Raw genomic sequence first — 14,708 nt, 5'->3', positions numbered from 1 at the left:
AAACAGTTCGGGCGGCATGTACGAGGTTCAGATAGGATTTCGCGAGAAAAAAGGCAAACGCACGGCCGCTGCGTCCACTGGCCCGATGCACAAGCGCAAAACCTCGCTCAGAGCCGATCGGGGCGCCCTTGGGGCGCACAACGGACGCCGTTACTCTTTCCGATAATCGGGTCCGATTTTCGGGCCGATGCGCAGGAACCTGCCGACAGCCGCGCGGCTCACGCGACATGCACGAAAACGTGGTCTGGCCCCTCTTTCCGAATGAGCTAAACTTTGGTCATCTGATTGCACCAACATTCAACGCCGGGGAACCGAAATGCCTCATTACCGCCCGCCGCGGATCGCCGCCTCCGAGATCACGCCGGAACGCTTCTTCCTTGATCGGCGCGCCTTTCTCGCGGCGGCCGCCGGCCTGACGCTTGCGGCCCGGCCGGTGGATGCAGCGGCGCTGAAGGCGGCTGCAAGCCCCTACAGGGTAGACGAGGCCCTGACGCCGGAAGAGGACGTCACGAGCTACAACAACTTCTACGAATTCGGCACGGGCAAGGCAGATCCAGCCGCCCGGTCGGGCGCATTCAAACCTACGCCATGGACCGTCAAAATCGATGGCCTCGTCGCCAAGCCGGGCGAATTCGGTATCGAGGAACTCCTCGGCTTTCCGCTCGAGGAGCGCGTGTACCGCATGCGCTGCGTCGAGGCCTGGTCGATGGTGATCCCCTGGCTCGGCTTTCCGCTGGCCACGCTCCTCGACAAGGTCGAGCCGCTTGGCAGCGCCAAATATGTCGCCTTCGAGACCGTCTTTCGGCCGGAGGAAATGCCCGGCCAGTCCGGCCTGTTCCAACCCCTGCCCTGGCCCTATCGCGAGGGCCTGCGGCTCGATGAAGCCCGGCACCCGCTGACGATCCTTGCCGTCGGTCTCTATGGCAAGACCCTGGCGAACCAGAATGGCGCACCGGTTCGTCTGGTCGTGCCCTGGAAATACGGCTTCAAGGGCATCAAATCGATCGTGCGCATCTCGCTCACCGAGACAGTTCCTCCCTGCACCTGGAATCTCGCCGCGCCGAGCGAATACGGCTTCTACGCCAATGTGAACCCGGCCGTCGACCACCCACGCTGGAGTCAGGCCACGGAGAACCGCATCGGCGAAGGCGGCTTCTTCGGCTCCAACCGGCGCGATACGCTTCCCTTCAACGGTTATGCCGACGAGGTCGCGAGCCTTTATGCCGGCATGGATCTGGCAGCGAATTTCTGATGATGGCCGTCCTTCCCACCCTGCCCAAGCGACTGCATGGTCCGTCGGTCTGGGCCCTCTACGCCGTCGGTTTCATGCCGGCAGCGTTGGCCTTCTATCTCGGTGCCACCGGTCAACTGCCCGGAAACGCGGTCAAGGAATTCGAACACCTGCTCGGCCTTTGGGCGCTGCGCTTCCTGGTGGCCACCCTCGCCATCACGCCCATCCGCGATCTGTTCGGCCTGAATTGGCTAAGATACCGCCGCGCGCTCGGGCTGCTCGCCTTCTATTACGTGCTGATGCACTTCCTCGCCTATATGCTGCTCGACCAGATGTTGCGCTTTCCGGCGATCGTCGCCGATATCGCTCGCCGCCCCTTCATCACCATCGGGATGACGGCCTTGGTCCTGCTTATTCCTCTCGCGCTGACGTCGAACAACTGGTCGATCCGCAAACTCGGCCAACGCTGGAACAAGCTCCACCGGCTCGTCTATCTCATCGCCGCGGCGGGGGCCCTGCATTTCGCGATGTCGGTCAAGATCGTAGGGCCGGAGCAGATGCTCTACATCGCCCTTGTCGCGCTGCTTCTGGCCTGGCGGCCGATCAGGATGCCTTACCTCCGCTGGAGGCGACAGCGTAGCGGCATTGCAAGGCCGCACCACCCCACAACGGAGAAAGCGGCCGGGTGAGGCATCACCCGGCCGCTTCGACTCTTCCAACCCTCAAAGCTGGATTAGGCTGCTTCTGCTTCTTCCGCTTCGGCGGCGACGCGAGCGCGGTCCTTTGCACCCTTGGCGTCGACGTCGCGGTCAACGAACTCGATGACAGCGAGCGGCGCATTGTCGCCGTGGCGGAAACCAGCCTTCATGATGCGCAGGTAGCCGCCGTTGCGGGTGGCGTAGCGCGATGCAATCGCATCGAATAGCTTCGAGACGACCGCAACGTCGCGGATCTGCGAGATCGCCTGGCGGCGGGCATGCAGATCGCCGCGCTTTCCGAGCGTGACGAGCTTCTCGACGATCGGACGGATTTCCTTCGCCTTCGGCAGGGTCGTCACGATCTGTTCGTGTTCGATCAACGAAGCTGCCATGTTGGCAAACATCGCCTTGCGGTGGCTGGCAGTCCTGTTCAGCTTGCGACCGGCTTTAGCGTGGCGCATGGCTATTCTCCTTTACTTGCAGGCATCCGCCCGCAGTCTAATAGAGGCGTATATTCCGCTGAGAGCCGAAGGCTCAAGACGATGAGACATATACGCAGTTAAAATTTCTAAGGCCAGCTTTACGCGTTCTTTCGAACGCGTGCGGCCTTAGTACTGGTCTTCGTAGCGCTTGGCGAGATCTTCGATGTTCTCCGGCGGCCAGGACGGCACTTCCATGCCGAGATGCAGGCCCATGGAAGCGAGAACTTCCTTGATCTCGTTGAGCGACTTGCGACCAAAATTCGGCGTACGGAGCATTTCCGCTTCCGTCTTCTGAATGAGGTCGCCGATATAGACGATGTTGTCGTTCTTCAGGCAGTTGGCCGAACGGACGGAAAGCTCCAGTTCGTCGACCTTCTTGAGAAGTGCCGGGTTGAAGGCGAGCTCGGTGACGGCCTCTTCCTCGGTTTCCTTCTGCGGCTCTTCGAAATTGACGAAGACCGAGAGCTGGTCCTGAAGAATGCGGGCCGCGAACGCGATCGCGTCCTCACCCGTGACGGAGCCGTCGGTCTCGATCGACATGGTCAGTTTGTCGTAGTCGAGAACCTGGCCCTCACGGGTGTTTTCAACCTTGTAGGAGACCTTCTTGACCGGCGAATACAGGCTGTCGACCGGGATAAGGCCGATCGGCGCGTCTTCGGAACGGTTGCGGTCGGCCGGGACATAGCCCTTGCCGTTGTTGACGGTGAACTCCATGCGGATTTCAGCACCCTCGTCGAGGGTGCAAATCACATGGTTCGGGTTGAGGATCTCGATATCGCCAACCGTCTGGATATCACCGGCCGTCACGACACCAGGACCCTGCTTGCGCACGACCATGCGCTTTGCGTCGTCGCCATCCATCTTGATGGCGATTTCCTTGATGTTGAGCACGATGTCCGTCACATCTTCCCGAACACCCGGGATCGAGGAGAACTCGTGCAGTACGCCGTCGATCTGCACTGCCGTGACGGCAGCACCGCGAAGCGACGACAGAAGCACGCGGCGGAGCGCGTTGCCGAGGGTCAGACCGAAGCCGCGCTCAAGCGGTTCCGCAACCAACGTTGCCCTGGTGCGGCCCGAGGAGGAAAACTCCACCTTGTTCGGCTTGATCAGTTCCTGCCAATTTTTCTGGATCATGTTTTCTGCCTTCCGTTCGTTGCCACCATCCAATCGTGACAACCGAGCCCCGAAGTCCGGGAGAGCGCATCAGCGCCCTCGCCGGAAATGTTCAAATCCAAATGGTCAGACGCGGCGCTTCTTGCGCGGACGGCAGCCGTTGTGCGGGATCGGGGTCACGTCGCGGATCGACGTGATCATGAAGCCCGCAGCCTGCAGCGCCCGCAGAGCGGATTCGCGACCGGACCCCGGGCCGCAGACTTCCACTTCCAGCGACTTCATGCCGTGTTCCTGGGCCTTCTTGGCGCAATCTTCAGCGGCGATCTGCGCGGCGAACGGGGTCGACTTGCGCGAACCCTTGAAACCCTTCGCACCGGCGGACGACCAGGCAATGGCATTGCCCTGCGCGTCGGTGATGGTGATCATCGTGTTGTTGAACGACGAATTGACGTGTGCGACGCCAGACGTGATGTTCTTGCGCTCGCGACGGCGAACGCGGGTGGCTTCCTTGGCCATAGGATCCCTTTCTTAAGATCTCTGCACCGCCGTAATTCCAGCGGCTCCACCGGGAAAAGGATTGTTCGTCCCCTGCCCTGCACTTCAATTACGCGACAGCCGGCGCACCAGCGTCGCGGGCATTTCGCAAGACCGCTAGCGGCACTCGCGACGGTCGGACACTTGCCCTTCCCAAACTGCAAAAGGAGGCCGGCGCGTGCGCCAGCCTCCCGTTTCCCCTTTTCGGGAAATTACTTCTTCTTACCGGCGATCGCCTTTGCCGGACCCTTGCGGGTGCGTGCATTGGTGTGCGTGCGCTGACCGCGCACCGGCAGGCCACGACGATGGCGAAGACCGCGATAGCAGCCTAGATCCATCAGACGCTTGATGTTCATCGAGGTTTCGCGACGCAGGTCACCTTCGACCTGGTAGTCACGATCGATCGTTTCACGGATCTGAAGGACCTCGGCGTCCGTCAACTGATGCACGCGGCGATCAGCCGGAATACCGACCTTCTCGATGATTTCCTGTGCGAATTTCGTGCCGATCCCGTGAATATACGTCAGCGCGATGACCACGCGCTTTGCCGTCGGGATATTGACGCCAGCGATACGTGCCACGTCTATTCTCCTTGCGTTCCAGTTGCCATCCGGCAATAGGTGCTTCGTTACGCGACCACGAAGAGCCGCTCGTTGATCGAGGTTCGAGACATGTCAAAAACGACCGTACCCGGACTTCGTTGTCTTGAAGACCGCGCCGATCGCTTCTCATATCGCGAGTTGACGCTGTCTTTGGAGGAATCGCCCGGAAAAGTCAACTCCCCGGCGTTTCCATTTTGGCAAAGGCAACAGCCTAGGCCAGAATCTTCTCGATCTCGGCGCTGACCGTCTCGACATCAGCCATGCCGTCCACCGTCTTCAACCGACCGGTGCCTGCGTAATGGGCCGAAAGCGGCGCGGTCTTCGCCCGATACTCCTCCAACCGGCGCCGGAAGGCTTCCGGATTGTCGTCGGAACGGACGTTTCCGCCCGCCGCCACGGTTTCCGCTACGCGATTCTCCATGCGCCGCACAAGAGCGCCTTCGTCGACCTTGAGTTCGATGACCGCGTCGAGCCTCATGCCCTTTTGCTCGAGCATCCGGTCAAGTGCGACGGCCTGCGGAACCGTGCGCGGATAGCCGTCGAGGATGAAGCCCCTGGTGCAGTCCGGAGCATCGATGCGGTCGGAGACGATTTCATTGACGATCTCGTCGGAGACGAGTTGCCCCGCATCCATAACCGCTTTCGCACGCTTGCCGACTTCGGACCCCTGGGCGACGGCGGAGCGGAGCATGTCTCCGGTGGAAAGCTGAGGAATGCCGTATCTCTCTGTCAGAAGCTTGGCCTGCGTTCCCTTGCCAGCGCCCGGCGGTCCCAAAAAAATAAGTCTCATCGTCCCCTCTTTCCTCCGCGCAGCTTCGACTTCTTGATCAGCCCCTCATACTGCTGGGCAATGAGGTGACCCTGAATCTGTGCTACAGTATCAAGGGTTACGCTGACAACAATCAAAAGCGACGTACCACCAAGGTAGAACGGCACGCCGGTCTGCGAGATAAGGATCTCAGGCAGGATACAGACGAAAACCAGATAGAGCGCGCCGACGACGGTGACTCGCGTCAGCACGTAGTCGATATATTCGGCGGTGCGCTCACCGGGGCGAATCCCCGGAATGAAGCCCCCGTGCTTCTTCAGATTGTCGGCAGTGTCCTTCGGATTGAAGACGATCGCGGTGTAGAAAAAGGCGAAGAACGCGATCATCGCGCCATAGAAAACCATATAGAGCGGCTGTCCGTGGGAAAGCGCGCCGACGATGGTCGTTGCCCAGTCGGGCAGAGTCGCGGTATTGGCGAAGCCTGCAGCCGTCGCAGGCAGCAATAGGAGCGATGACGCAAAGATCGCCGGAATTACGCCCGAAGTGTTGAGCTTGAGCGGCAGATGCGACGTATCTCCCTGGAACATGCGGTTGCCGACCTGCCGTTTCGGATACTGGATCAGCAGACGGCGCTGCGCACGCTCGACGAAGACGATCAGCGCGATTACAGCAACCACCATCACGATGATCACCAGGATCAGCGGCGTCGACAGCGCACCGGTCCGGCCGAGTTCCAGCGTTCCGGCCAGGGCCGACGGCAGGGCCGCGACGATGCCGGCAAAGATGATGAGCGAGATGCCGTTGCCGATGCCGCGCGACGTGATTTGCTCGCCGAGCCACATCAGGAACATCGTGCCACCGAGGAGCGAAATGACGGTCGAAATGCGGAAGAACCAGCCCGGATCGTTCACGAGGCCGCTGCCGCTTTCAAGGCCAACGGCGATGCCGTAGGCCTGCATCGTGCCCAGAAGCACCGTGCCGTAGCGGGTATACTGGTTGATGACCTTGCGCCCCTGCTCGCCTTCCTTCTTCAGCTGCTCGAGCGCCGGAACGACCGACGTCATCAGCTGAACGATGATCGAGGCGGAGATATAGGGCATGATGCCGAGCGCGAAGATCGCCATGCGCTCAACCGCGCCGCCCGCAAACATGTTGAACAAGCCGAGAATGCCGCCTGATTGCCCCTGAAAGGCCTGGGCGAAGGCTTCCGGATTGAGGCCGGGAAGCGGGATATAGGTGCCAAGACGGTAAACCAGGAGCGCACCCAGGGTGAACCAGAGTCGTTTCTTCAGATCTTCCGCTTTGGCGAAAGTCGAGAAATTCAGGTTCGAGGCGAGCTGTTCCGCTGCAGAAGCCATGCAATTCTCCGCGTGCCGAATCCCGGGAGCGGCGGCACAGTCCGGCTCCGGAATGAAAAAGTCTTCTTTGCCGAAAACCTGACGCGAGGCGATTGTCGCTGCAATCGGATGCCTCACCGCGGTTTCCGTTGTGTCGCGTCGCGGCAGGCGATTCGCCGCGCTCGGACGTGAGGCTCACATATGGGAGCAAAACCGCCCGGCGTGAAGCACCCCGGGCGGTTTGTCGTAATATTATTCAGCGGCGGCTGCTGCGAGCAGCTTGATCGAGCCGCCAGCCTTTTCGATCTTCTCGACCGCCGACTTCGAAGCGCCGGCAACCTCGAGCGAGATCTTCGCCTTCAGTTCGCCGTCGGCCAGAACCCGGACACCGTCCTTGGTGCGGCGGATGACACCTGCAGCCTTGAGGGCCGCCGCATCGATGGTGTTCGACGCATCGAGCTTGTTGGCGTCAACGGCAGCCTGGATCCGGCCCAGCGATACGACAACATATTCCGAGGCGAAGATGTTGTTGAAGCCGCGCTTCGGCAGGCGGCGGTAGATGGGCATCTGGCCGCCTTCGAAGCCATTGATCGAGACGCCCGAACGAGCCTTCTGGCCCTTCACGCCACGGCCGCCGGTCTTGCCCGAGCCAGAACCGATACCGCGACCCAAGCGCTTGCGGCTCTTGGTCGCGCCTTCGTTGTCCTTGATTTCGTTCAGTTTCATTTCTGGATCCCCCTCACTTCTCGTCGACGACGCGAACGAGGTGCTGGACGGCCCGGATCATGCCGCGAACGGCCGGAGTATCCTCCAGCGTGCGCACCCGGTGCATCTTGTTGAGGCCCAGGCCGATGAGCGTCTGACGCTGTACGGCCGGACGGCGGATCGGGCTACCAATCTGCTCGACGGTAACCGTCTTCTTGGCAACTTCTTTCTTAGCCATCTGTCAGCTCCCTTATTCTTCGGAAGCAGCGCCGGCGGCAACGCGACGAGACTGGAGCGTGGCGTATTTCATGCCGCGCTGTGCCGCGATGTCCTTCGGGTGCATCTGGTTCTTGAGCGCGTCGAAGGTCGCGCGAACCATGTTGTAGGGGTTCGACGAGCCGGTCGACTTGGCGACGACGTCATGGACGCCGAGCGTTTCGAAGACGGCGCGCATCGGGCCGCCGGCGATGATACCGGTACCGGGCTTGGCCGAGCGCAGCAGAACCTTGCCGGCGCCGTGACGGCCGTTGACATCGTGATGCAACGTGCGACCGCCGCGAAGCGGCACGAAGATCAGGTCGCGCTTTGCAGCTTCCGTAGCCTTGCGAATGGCTTCCGGCACTTCGCGTGCCTTGCCATGGCCAAAGCCAACGCGGCCCTTCTGGTCGCCGACGACGACGAGAGCGGCGAAACCGAAACGACGACCGCCCTTCACCACCTTGGCGACGCGGTTGATTGCGACGAGCTTATCGACAAATTCGCTGTCGCGCTCTTCGCGGCTCTGGCGATCTTCGCGCGAGCCTCTTCTTTCTTGTGCCATTGTCCTCTTCCTTTTTCTTTTCCGGGTGCAATCGGCAGATTGACGAAAGCCGCCTCGCTTCCTTGGAAATCGAAGCGGCCATGGTTGCGAGGCGGGATTTCGCCCGGACATTGCTGCCCGGGCGAAGAACCTTAGAAGTTCAGGCCGCCTTCGCGAGCTGCCTCGGCCAGCGCCTTGACGCGGCCGTGGTAGATGAAGGCGCCACGGTCAAAGACAACGTCCTTGACGCCCGCCTGGGAAGCGCGCTCTGCAATGAGCTTGCCGACAGCCGCGGCTGCAGCCGTATCGGCGCCAGTCTTCAATGCAGACTTGATATCCGCTTCGAGGGTCGATGCGGCGGCAATCGTCTTGCCGGCGACATCGTCGATGATCTGCGCATAGATGTTCTTCGACGAGCGATGAACCGACAGGCGCGGACGGCCATTGGCGACCGCCTTGATTTGACGGCGCACGCGGCTGGCGCGACGCACAAGAGTATCTTTCCTGCTAGCCATTTCGCGTGATCCTTACTTCTTCTTGCCTTCTTTGCGGACGATCCGCTCCTCGGCATACTTGACGCCCTTGCCCTTGTAGGGCTCGGGGCCACGGTATTCGCGGATCTCCGCGGCCACCTGGCCGACCTGCTGCTTGCTGATGCCGGAAACGACGATTTCCGTCGGCTTCGGCACAGCGATCGTGATGCCTTCCGGCGTCTGGTAGACGACGTCGTGGCTGAAGCCGAGCGCCAGCTGCAGGTTCTTGCCCTGCATCGACGCACGGTAACCGACGCCGTTGATTTCGAGCTTGCGCTCGTAGCCGTCCTTGACGCCCTTGAAGATGTTCTCAATCATCGTGCGGGACATGCCCCACTTCGAGCGAGCATCCTTGCTCTGATTGACCGGCTGAACGACAACCGTGTTATCTTCGAGCTTTACCGAAACTTCGTCGTTTGCGACGAAGAACAGTTCGCCCTTCGGACCCTTCGCCGTTACCTTCTGGCCATCGACGCTAGCCGTGACGCCTGCCGGAACCGGAACGGGCTTTTTACCGATACGAGACATTTTTTTACCTGTCTGTTCGCTATGGAGATCTGCCCGGCCTTAGAAGACCGAGCAAAGAATCTCGCCACCAACATTCTGTTCGCGTGCCTGATGATCGGCCATCACGCCCTTCGGGGTCGAAAGGATGGTGATGCCGAGGCCGTTCGCGACCTGCGGAATGGACTTGACCGAGACATAAACCCGGCGGCCCGGCTTGGAAACACGCGCGATCTCGCGGATCACAGATGCGCCTTCATAGTACTTCAGCTCGATGTTCAGCTCGGACTTGCCGTTGCCGAATTCGACCTCGGAGTATCCGCGGATGTAGCCTTCGGACTGAAGGACATCCAGGACGCGCGCGCGGAGCTTGGAAGCCGGCGTCGAAACGCTCGACTTGCGGCGAGCAGCGCCGTTGCGGATACGGGTGAGCATATCGCCCAAAGGATCAGTCATTGCCATGTGCCCGTCTCCTTACCAGCTCGACTTGACCACGCCCGGCACCTTGCCGAGATTGCCCAGTTCGCGAAGCGCGATACGCGACATGCGAAGCTTGCGATAGTAGGCGCGCGGACGGCCAGTGACTTCACAGCGATTGCGGATGCGGGTCTTCGACCCGTCGCGAGGCAGCTCGGCCAACTTGAGGGTGGCCTTGAACCGCTCTTCGATCGGCAACGACTGGTTCATGATGATTGCCTTGAGGGCCGCGCGCTTGGAGGCGTGGCCGGCAACCAGTTTGCGGCGGCGCTTGTTCTTTTCAACTGCGCTCGTTTTCGCCATAAGAGTTATCCTTCTTTACGCTTGTCGTTACGGATTACTGACGGAACGGGAAGTTGAACTCTTTGAGCAGAGCGCGAGCTTCGTCGTCGGTCTTGGCCGTCGTGCAAACGATGATGTCCATGCCCCACATCTGATCAACCTTGTCGTAGTTGATCTCAGGGAACACAATGTGCTCCTTGACGCCCATGGCGAAGTTGCCACGGCCATCGAAGGACTTCGGGTTGAGGCCACGGAAGTCGCGAACGCGCGGCAGGGCGATGTTCACGAGACGATCCAGGAACTCATACATCCGAACGCCGCGCAGGGTAACCTTGGCACCAATCGGCATGCCTTCGCGGAGCTTGAAGCCAGCGATGGAGTTGCGTGCGCGGGTGATCACCGGCTTCTGGCCGGCAATCGCAGCGAGGTCGGCGGCAGCAACGGTCGGCTTCTTGGAGTCGCCGGTCGCTTCACCAACACCCATGTTGATGACGATCTTGTCGAGGCGCGGAATCTGCATTTCGTTGGCGTAGGAGAACTGCTCCTGCATCGCCTTGCGGATACGCTCCACATATTCCTTCTTGAGCCGCGGCTCATAAGCGGTCTTAGCCATCGATCACTTCTCCCGAACGCTTGGCCACGCGGACCTTCTTGTCACCATCGATCTTGAAACCGACGCGGGTCGGCTTGCCATCCTTCGGATCGGCGATCGCGACGTTCGACAGGTGGATCGGGGCTTCCTTGGTTATGATGCCGGCTTCCTGGTTCTGGGTCTGACGCTGGTGACGCTTCACCATGTTGACGCCGCGAACCACTGCCCGGTCTTCCTTGGGCATGACCTGGATGACTTCGCCGGTACGGCCCTTGTCCTTGCCGGTGAGAATGACGACCTTGTCGCCCTTGCGAATCTTTTGCATCTCTGAACGCTCCCTTACAGTACTTCCGGAGCCAGCGAGATGATCTTCATGTGGTTCTTGGCGCGAAGTTCGCGCGGAACCGGTCCGAAGATACGGGTGCCGATCGGCTCTCTCTTGTTGTCAATGAGAACGGCAGCGTTGGTGTCGAAGCGGATGACGCTGCCATCCGCACGGCGGATGTCCTTCGCGGTGCGAACGACAACTGCCTTCATGACGTCACCCTTCTTCACGCGGCCGCGCGGAATGGCTTCCTTGATCGAGACGACGATGATGTCGCCGATCGACGCGTATTTGCGCTTGGAGCCGCCCAGCACCTTGATGCACATGACACGACGTGCGCCGGAATTATCCGCCACGTCGAGGTTTGTTTGCATCTGAATCATGTCAGGTCGCCTTCTTGTTGTGACCAGGCCGGTTGGGCCGAAACCCCCTTGCCCGGCTTATTTTGCTCATCTCAAAGCAAAAGAACGCTCGGACTCGAGCGTTCCTCGGCTTTAATTGCGTGCTTCATACAGATATTTGCCCGGGACGCAAGGGTCGGAAAGGCAAATCCTGCAGAATTCAAGCCTGGGCGGAAACCACCGTCCAGCGCTTGTCCTTCGAAATCGGCGCGCATTCCTGAATGGAAACGACATCGCCGACCTTGTATTGATTGTTCTCGTCGTGAGCCTTGTACTTCTTGGAACGACGCACGGTCTTCTGAAGGATCGGGTGCGCAAAGCGGCGCTCGACCTTGACAACGATGGTCTTGTCGTTCTTGTCGCTGACGACGGTGCCCTGCAGAATGCGTTTCGGCATATTCTTCTGGTCCTTAGGCCTTGGCTTCTGCCGCCTTCTGGCGGGCGATGGTTTTGATGCGTGCGATGTCCTTGCGGACTTCGTTGACACGCGAAGATTTCTCGAGCTGGCCGGTCGCCTTCTGGAAGCGCAGGTTGAACTGCTCCTTCTTCAGCTTGGCAAGCTCTTCCTTGAGTTGGTCGGCGCTCAGAGCGCGAACATCTGCGGCTTTCATGAGCTTCACTCCTTACTCTGCGATGCGCTGCACGAAGCGCGTCTTTACAGAGAGCTTGGCAGCGCCAAGACGAAGTGCCTCACGGGCGATCTCTTCGCTGACACCATCGATCTCGAACATCATACGGCCGGGCTTGACCTTGCACGCCCAGTATTCGACCGAGCCCTTACCCTTACCCATGCGGACTTCCGTCGGCTTGGCGGTGACCGGAACATCCGGGAACACGCGGATCCAGACGCGGCCGGCGCGCTTCATGTAGCGGGTGATCGCGCGGCGAGCCGCTTCGATCTCACGTGCGTTAACGCGGTTCGGCTCCTGAGCCTTCAGACCGAACTCGCCGAAAGCAAGCGCAGAGCCGCCCTTGGCGATGCCCTTGATGCGCCCCTTAAACTGCTTGCGATACTTCGTACGCTTTGGCTGCAACATTTTTTTACTTCTCCGATATTGGCTGCCACGCGCGGATGTTACGCGTTTTCACGACGGCGGTCTCTGCTGCCAGAGCCCTGGGAGTCACTCTCGGTCGCGCGACGCTCGGAAGCCATCGGATCGTGCTCCAGGATTTCGCCCTTGAAGATCCAGACCTTGACGCCGCAGATACCGAATGCGGTTTCCGCTTCTGCCGTGCCGTAGTCGATGTCGGCGCGCAGCGTGTGCAGCGGAACGCGGCCTTCACGATACCACTCGGTACGGGCGATTTCCGCACCGCCGAGACGACCGGCGCAGGTGATCTTGATGCCTTCGGCGCCAAGACGCATCGCCGACTGAACGGCGCGCTTCATCGCCCGGCGGAAGGCTACGCGGCGCTCGAGCTGCTGGGCGATCGATTGGGCAACGAGCGTTGCGTCGACTTCGGGCTTACGCACTTCGACGATGTTGAGGTGCGTCTCCGAATTGGTCATCTCGGAAAGCTTCCGGCGAAGCTTCTCGATGTCGGCGCCCTTCTTGCCGATGATCAGGCCCGGACGCGCCGAGTGGATGGTCACGCGGCACTTCTTGTGCGGACGCTCGATCACGACCTTGGCGATGCCCGCGGCCTTCAGCTCTTCCATGAGGTAAGCGCGGATCTTCAGGTCTTCGTGGAGCAGCTGGCCGTACTCGGCGTTGTCCGCGAACCAACGGCTGTCCCAGGTCCGGTTGATGCCGAGACGGAAACCGATCGGATTAATCTTCTGGCCCATTATGCGGCCTCCCCTGTGGCTTCCACTTCACGAACAACGATCGTCAAGTGCGAGAACGGCTTTTCGATGCGCGATGCACGGCCGCGACCACGGGCGTGGAAGCGCTTCATCACGATCGACTTGCCAACATAAGCTTCTGCAACGATGAGTGAATCAACGTCGAGATCGTGGTTGTTCTCGGCGTTTGCGATCGCGGATTCAAGCGTCTTCTTGACCGTCTCTGCGATGCGTTTGCGGGAGAACTCGAGTTCGGCCAGAGCGCGATCGACCTTCTTGCCGCGGATCAGCGCGGCAACCAGGTTGAGCTTCTGGGGGCTGACGCGGATCGTGCGCGCAACGGCCTGCGCCTCATTATCCTTCAGCCGGCGTTCGGCTTTTGCCTTGCCCATCGTTACTTCCTCTTCGCTTTCTTGTCCGCGCCATGACCGTAATAGGTCCGGGTCGGAGCGAATTCACCGAACTTGTGACCGACCATTTCTTCGGACACCGAGACGGGAACATGCTTGTTGCCGTTGTAGACGCCGAAGGTCAGACCGACGAACTGCGGAAGGATCGTAGAGCGGCGGCTCCACATCTTGATCACTTCGTTGCGTCCGCCTTCGCGAACCTTCTCAGCCTTCTTGAGAAGATAGCCGTCAACAAACGGACCTTTCCAAACTGAACGAGCCACTTGAGACTTCCTCTCTTACTTCTTGCGCTGATGACGCGAGCGCATGATGAACTTGTCGGTCGACTTATTGGAGCGCGTGCGCTTGCCCTTCGTCGGCTTGCCCCACGGGGTAACCGGGTGACGGCCACCGGATGTGCGGCCTTCACCACCGCCGTGCGGGTGGTCAACCGGGTTCATGACGACGCCGCGTACGTGCGGGCGCTTACCGCGCCAACGCGAACGGCCGGCCTTACCGTCATTGATGTTGCCGTGATCCGGGTTCGATACAGCACCGATCGATGCGAGGCAAGAGCCGTGCACGAGGCGCTGTTCGCCGGAGTTCAGGCGAAGGATCGCCATGCCCTGGTCACGGCCAACGAGTTGTGCGTAGGTACCTGCGGAGCGAGCGATCTGCCCGCCCTTGCCCGGCTTCATTTCCACATTGTGGATGATGGAGCCGACCGGGATGTACTGCAGCGGCATCGCGTTGCCGGGCTTGACGTCGACGGCCTTGTCCGAGGCGATGACCTTGTCGCCTGCAGCCAGACGCTGCGGCGCCAGGATATAGGCCTGTTCACCGTCGGCGTAATTGACGAGCGCGATGAAGGCAGTGCGGTTCGGGTCGTATTCCAGACGCTCGACCGTGCCTTCGACGTCGAATTTGCGACGCTTGAAGTCGACCAGGCGATAGGTACGCTTGTGACCGCCGCCCTGGAAGCGGACGGTGATGCGGCCGAGATTGTTGCGGCCGCCCTTGGAGGACAGGCCCTCGGTCAGCGCCTTGACCGGCTTGCCCTTATGAAGGCCTGCCCGGTTGACGATGACCAGTTGACGCTGGCTCGGCGTCGTCGGATTGAAGCTTTTCAATGCCATTTTCTTGTTC

The 14,708-nt window shown here is 60.5% G+C and carries 25 protein-coding genes; 2 read left to right on the top strand and 23 right to left on the bottom strand.

The features are described from left to right. The first annotated feature begins 316 nt into the window (after positions 1-316). Positions 317-1,252, top strand: coding sequence for a protein-methionine-sulfoxide reductase catalytic subunit MsrP (msrP, locus tag EKH55_RS05550; protein WP_151611127.1), 936 nt, complete (start codon positions 317-319; stop codon positions 1,250-1,252). A 2-nt stretch (positions 1,253-1,254) separates the two neighbouring features. After that, positions 1,255-1,920 (top strand): protein-methionine-sulfoxide reductase heme-binding subunit MsrQ, encoded by a 666-nt coding sequence (msrQ, locus tag EKH55_RS05545; protein ID WP_151611949.1) that lies wholly within the window; start codon positions 1,255-1,257, stop codon positions 1,918-1,920. A gap of 44 nt (positions 1,921-1,964) precedes the next feature. Here the strand turns inward: msrQ and rplQ are convergent, their stop codons facing one another. From rplQ to rplB, 23 genes are all read right to left on the bottom strand, one after another. After that, the gene (rplQ, locus tag EKH55_RS05540; RefSeq protein ID WP_071023160.1) at positions 1,965-2,390 is read right to left on the bottom strand and encodes a 50S ribosomal protein L17; all 426 of its coding nucleotides are present in this window, start codon (positions 2,388-2,390) and stop codon (positions 1,965-1,967) included. Between the two features lie 147 nt (positions 2,391-2,537). After that, entirely contained in the window at positions 2,538-3,548 is a 1,011-nt protein-coding gene (locus tag EKH55_RS05535; protein ID WP_069457924.1) for a DNA-directed RNA polymerase subunit alpha, read from the bottom strand. Positions 3,549-3,653: 105 nt separating this feature from the next. Further along, the gene (gene rpsK, locus EKH55_RS05530) at positions 3,654-4,043 is read right to left on the bottom strand and encodes a 30S ribosomal protein S11 (protein ID WP_003536496.1); all 390 of its coding nucleotides are present in this window, start codon (positions 4,041-4,043) and stop codon (positions 3,654-3,656) included. Positions 4,044-4,273: 230 nt separating this feature from the next. Then, a complete protein-coding gene (gene rpsM, locus EKH55_RS05525) occupies positions 4,274-4,642 on the bottom strand; it encodes a 30S ribosomal protein S13 (RefSeq protein WP_014328076.1) in 369 nt (122 codons plus the stop codon). Positions 4,643-4,874: 232 nt separating this feature from the next. After that, positions 4,875-5,453, bottom strand: a complete 579-nt coding sequence (locus EKH55_RS05520; protein WP_069457925.1) for an adenylate kinase — start codon at positions 5,451-5,453, stop codon at positions 4,875-4,877. Beyond that, a complete protein-coding gene (secY, locus tag EKH55_RS05515; protein WP_069457958.1) occupies positions 5,450-6,790 on the bottom strand; it encodes a preprotein translocase subunit SecY in 1,341 nt (446 codons plus the stop codon). The genes EKH55_RS05520 and secY overlap by 4 nt, the downstream gene beginning before the upstream one ends. Positions 6,791-7,021: 231 nt before the next feature. Continuing rightward, the gene (rplO, locus tag EKH55_RS05510) at positions 7,022-7,495 is read right to left on the bottom strand and encodes a 50S ribosomal protein L15 (RefSeq protein WP_069457926.1); all 474 of its coding nucleotides are present in this window, start codon (positions 7,493-7,495) and stop codon (positions 7,022-7,024) included. A gap of 13 nt (positions 7,496-7,508) precedes the next feature. Continuing rightward, positions 7,509-7,712 carry a 50S ribosomal protein L30 gene (rpmD, locus tag EKH55_RS05505; protein WP_026617379.1) on the bottom strand — a complete coding sequence of 68 codons (204 nt, stop codon included), beginning with the start codon at positions 7,710-7,712 and terminating at the stop codon, positions 7,509-7,511. A gap of 12 nt (positions 7,713-7,724) precedes the next feature. Next, positions 7,725-8,294, bottom strand: a complete 570-nt coding sequence (gene rpsE / locus EKH55_RS05500) for a 30S ribosomal protein S5 (protein ID WP_069457927.1) — start codon at positions 8,292-8,294, stop codon at positions 7,725-7,727. Positions 8,295-8,425: 131 nt separating this feature from the next. Further along, the gene (gene rplR / locus EKH55_RS05495) at positions 8,426-8,788 is read right to left on the bottom strand and encodes a 50S ribosomal protein L18 (RefSeq protein ID WP_151611126.1); all 363 of its coding nucleotides are present in this window, start codon (positions 8,786-8,788) and stop codon (positions 8,426-8,428) included. 12 nt (positions 8,789-8,800) lie between these two features. Beyond that, entirely contained in the window at positions 8,801-9,334 is a 534-nt protein-coding gene (gene rplF, locus EKH55_RS05490; protein WP_069457929.1) for a 50S ribosomal protein L6, read from the bottom strand. 39 nt (positions 9,335-9,373) lie between these two features. Then, complete coding sequence (gene rpsH / locus EKH55_RS05485) at positions 9,374-9,772, bottom strand: 30S ribosomal protein S8 (RefSeq protein ID WP_069457930.1); 399 nt, start codon at positions 9,770-9,772, stop codon at positions 9,374-9,376. 12 nt (positions 9,773-9,784) lie between these two features. After that, entirely contained in the window at positions 9,785-10,090 is a 306-nt protein-coding gene (rpsN, locus tag EKH55_RS05480; protein WP_066875649.1) for a 30S ribosomal protein S14, read from the bottom strand. A gap of 34 nt (positions 10,091-10,124) precedes the next feature. Continuing rightward, positions 10,125-10,682 carry a 50S ribosomal protein L5 gene (rplE, locus tag EKH55_RS05475; RefSeq protein WP_069457931.1) on the bottom strand — a complete coding sequence of 186 codons (558 nt, stop codon included), beginning with the start codon at positions 10,680-10,682 and terminating at the stop codon, positions 10,125-10,127. Continuing rightward, positions 10,675-10,986, bottom strand: a complete 312-nt coding sequence (gene rplX, locus EKH55_RS05470; protein ID WP_069457932.1) for a 50S ribosomal protein L24 — start codon at positions 10,984-10,986, stop codon at positions 10,675-10,677. Before rplX ends, rplE begins: the two co-directional genes overlap by 8 nt. Positions 10,987-11,000: 14 nt before the next feature. Beyond that, entirely contained in the window at positions 11,001-11,369 is a 369-nt protein-coding gene (gene rplN, locus EKH55_RS05465; RefSeq protein ID WP_069457933.1) for a 50S ribosomal protein L14, read from the bottom strand. A 178-nt stretch (positions 11,370-11,547) separates the two neighbouring features. Next, positions 11,548-11,784 carry a 30S ribosomal protein S17 gene (rpsQ, locus tag EKH55_RS05460; protein WP_069457934.1) on the bottom strand — a complete coding sequence of 79 codons (237 nt, stop codon included), beginning with the start codon at positions 11,782-11,784 and terminating at the stop codon, positions 11,548-11,550. 13 nt (positions 11,785-11,797) lie between these two features. Then, complete coding sequence (gene rpmC, locus EKH55_RS05455; protein WP_034859457.1) at positions 11,798-11,998, bottom strand: 50S ribosomal protein L29; 201 nt, start codon at positions 11,996-11,998, stop codon at positions 11,798-11,800. Positions 11,999-12,010: 12 nt separating this feature from the next. Then, on the bottom strand, positions 12,011-12,424 hold the full coding sequence (rplP, locus tag EKH55_RS05450) for a 50S ribosomal protein L16 (RefSeq protein WP_069457935.1): 414 nt from the start codon (positions 12,422-12,424) through the stop codon (positions 12,011-12,013). Between the two features lie 38 nt (positions 12,425-12,462). Beyond that, complete coding sequence (gene rpsC / locus EKH55_RS05445) at positions 12,463-13,176, bottom strand: 30S ribosomal protein S3 (protein ID WP_034859448.1); 714 nt, start codon at positions 13,174-13,176, stop codon at positions 12,463-12,465. Next, positions 13,176-13,565 (bottom strand): 50S ribosomal protein L22, encoded by a 390-nt coding sequence (gene rplV / locus EKH55_RS05440; protein WP_069457936.1) that lies wholly within the window; start codon positions 13,563-13,565, stop codon positions 13,176-13,178. Before rplV ends, rpsC begins: the two co-directional genes overlap by 1 nt. A gap of 2 nt (positions 13,566-13,567) precedes the next feature. Next, positions 13,568-13,846, bottom strand: coding sequence for a 30S ribosomal protein S19 (gene rpsS, locus EKH55_RS05435; RefSeq protein ID WP_002964358.1), 279 nt, complete (start codon positions 13,844-13,846; stop codon positions 13,568-13,570). A gap of 15 nt (positions 13,847-13,861) precedes the next feature. Further along, positions 13,862-14,698, bottom strand: a complete 837-nt coding sequence (gene rplB, locus EKH55_RS05430) for a 50S ribosomal protein L2 (RefSeq protein WP_069457937.1) — start codon at positions 14,696-14,698, stop codon at positions 13,862-13,864. Between the last annotated feature and the right edge of the window lie 10 nt (positions 14,699-14,708).

It is taken from the genome of Sinorhizobium alkalisoli (assembly GCF_008932245.1).
GTDB classification, from domain to species: domain Bacteria; phylum Pseudomonadota; class Alphaproteobacteria; order Rhizobiales; family Rhizobiaceae; genus Sinorhizobium; species Sinorhizobium alkalisoli.
This window is presented reverse-complemented; position numbering and strand designations above follow the sequence as displayed.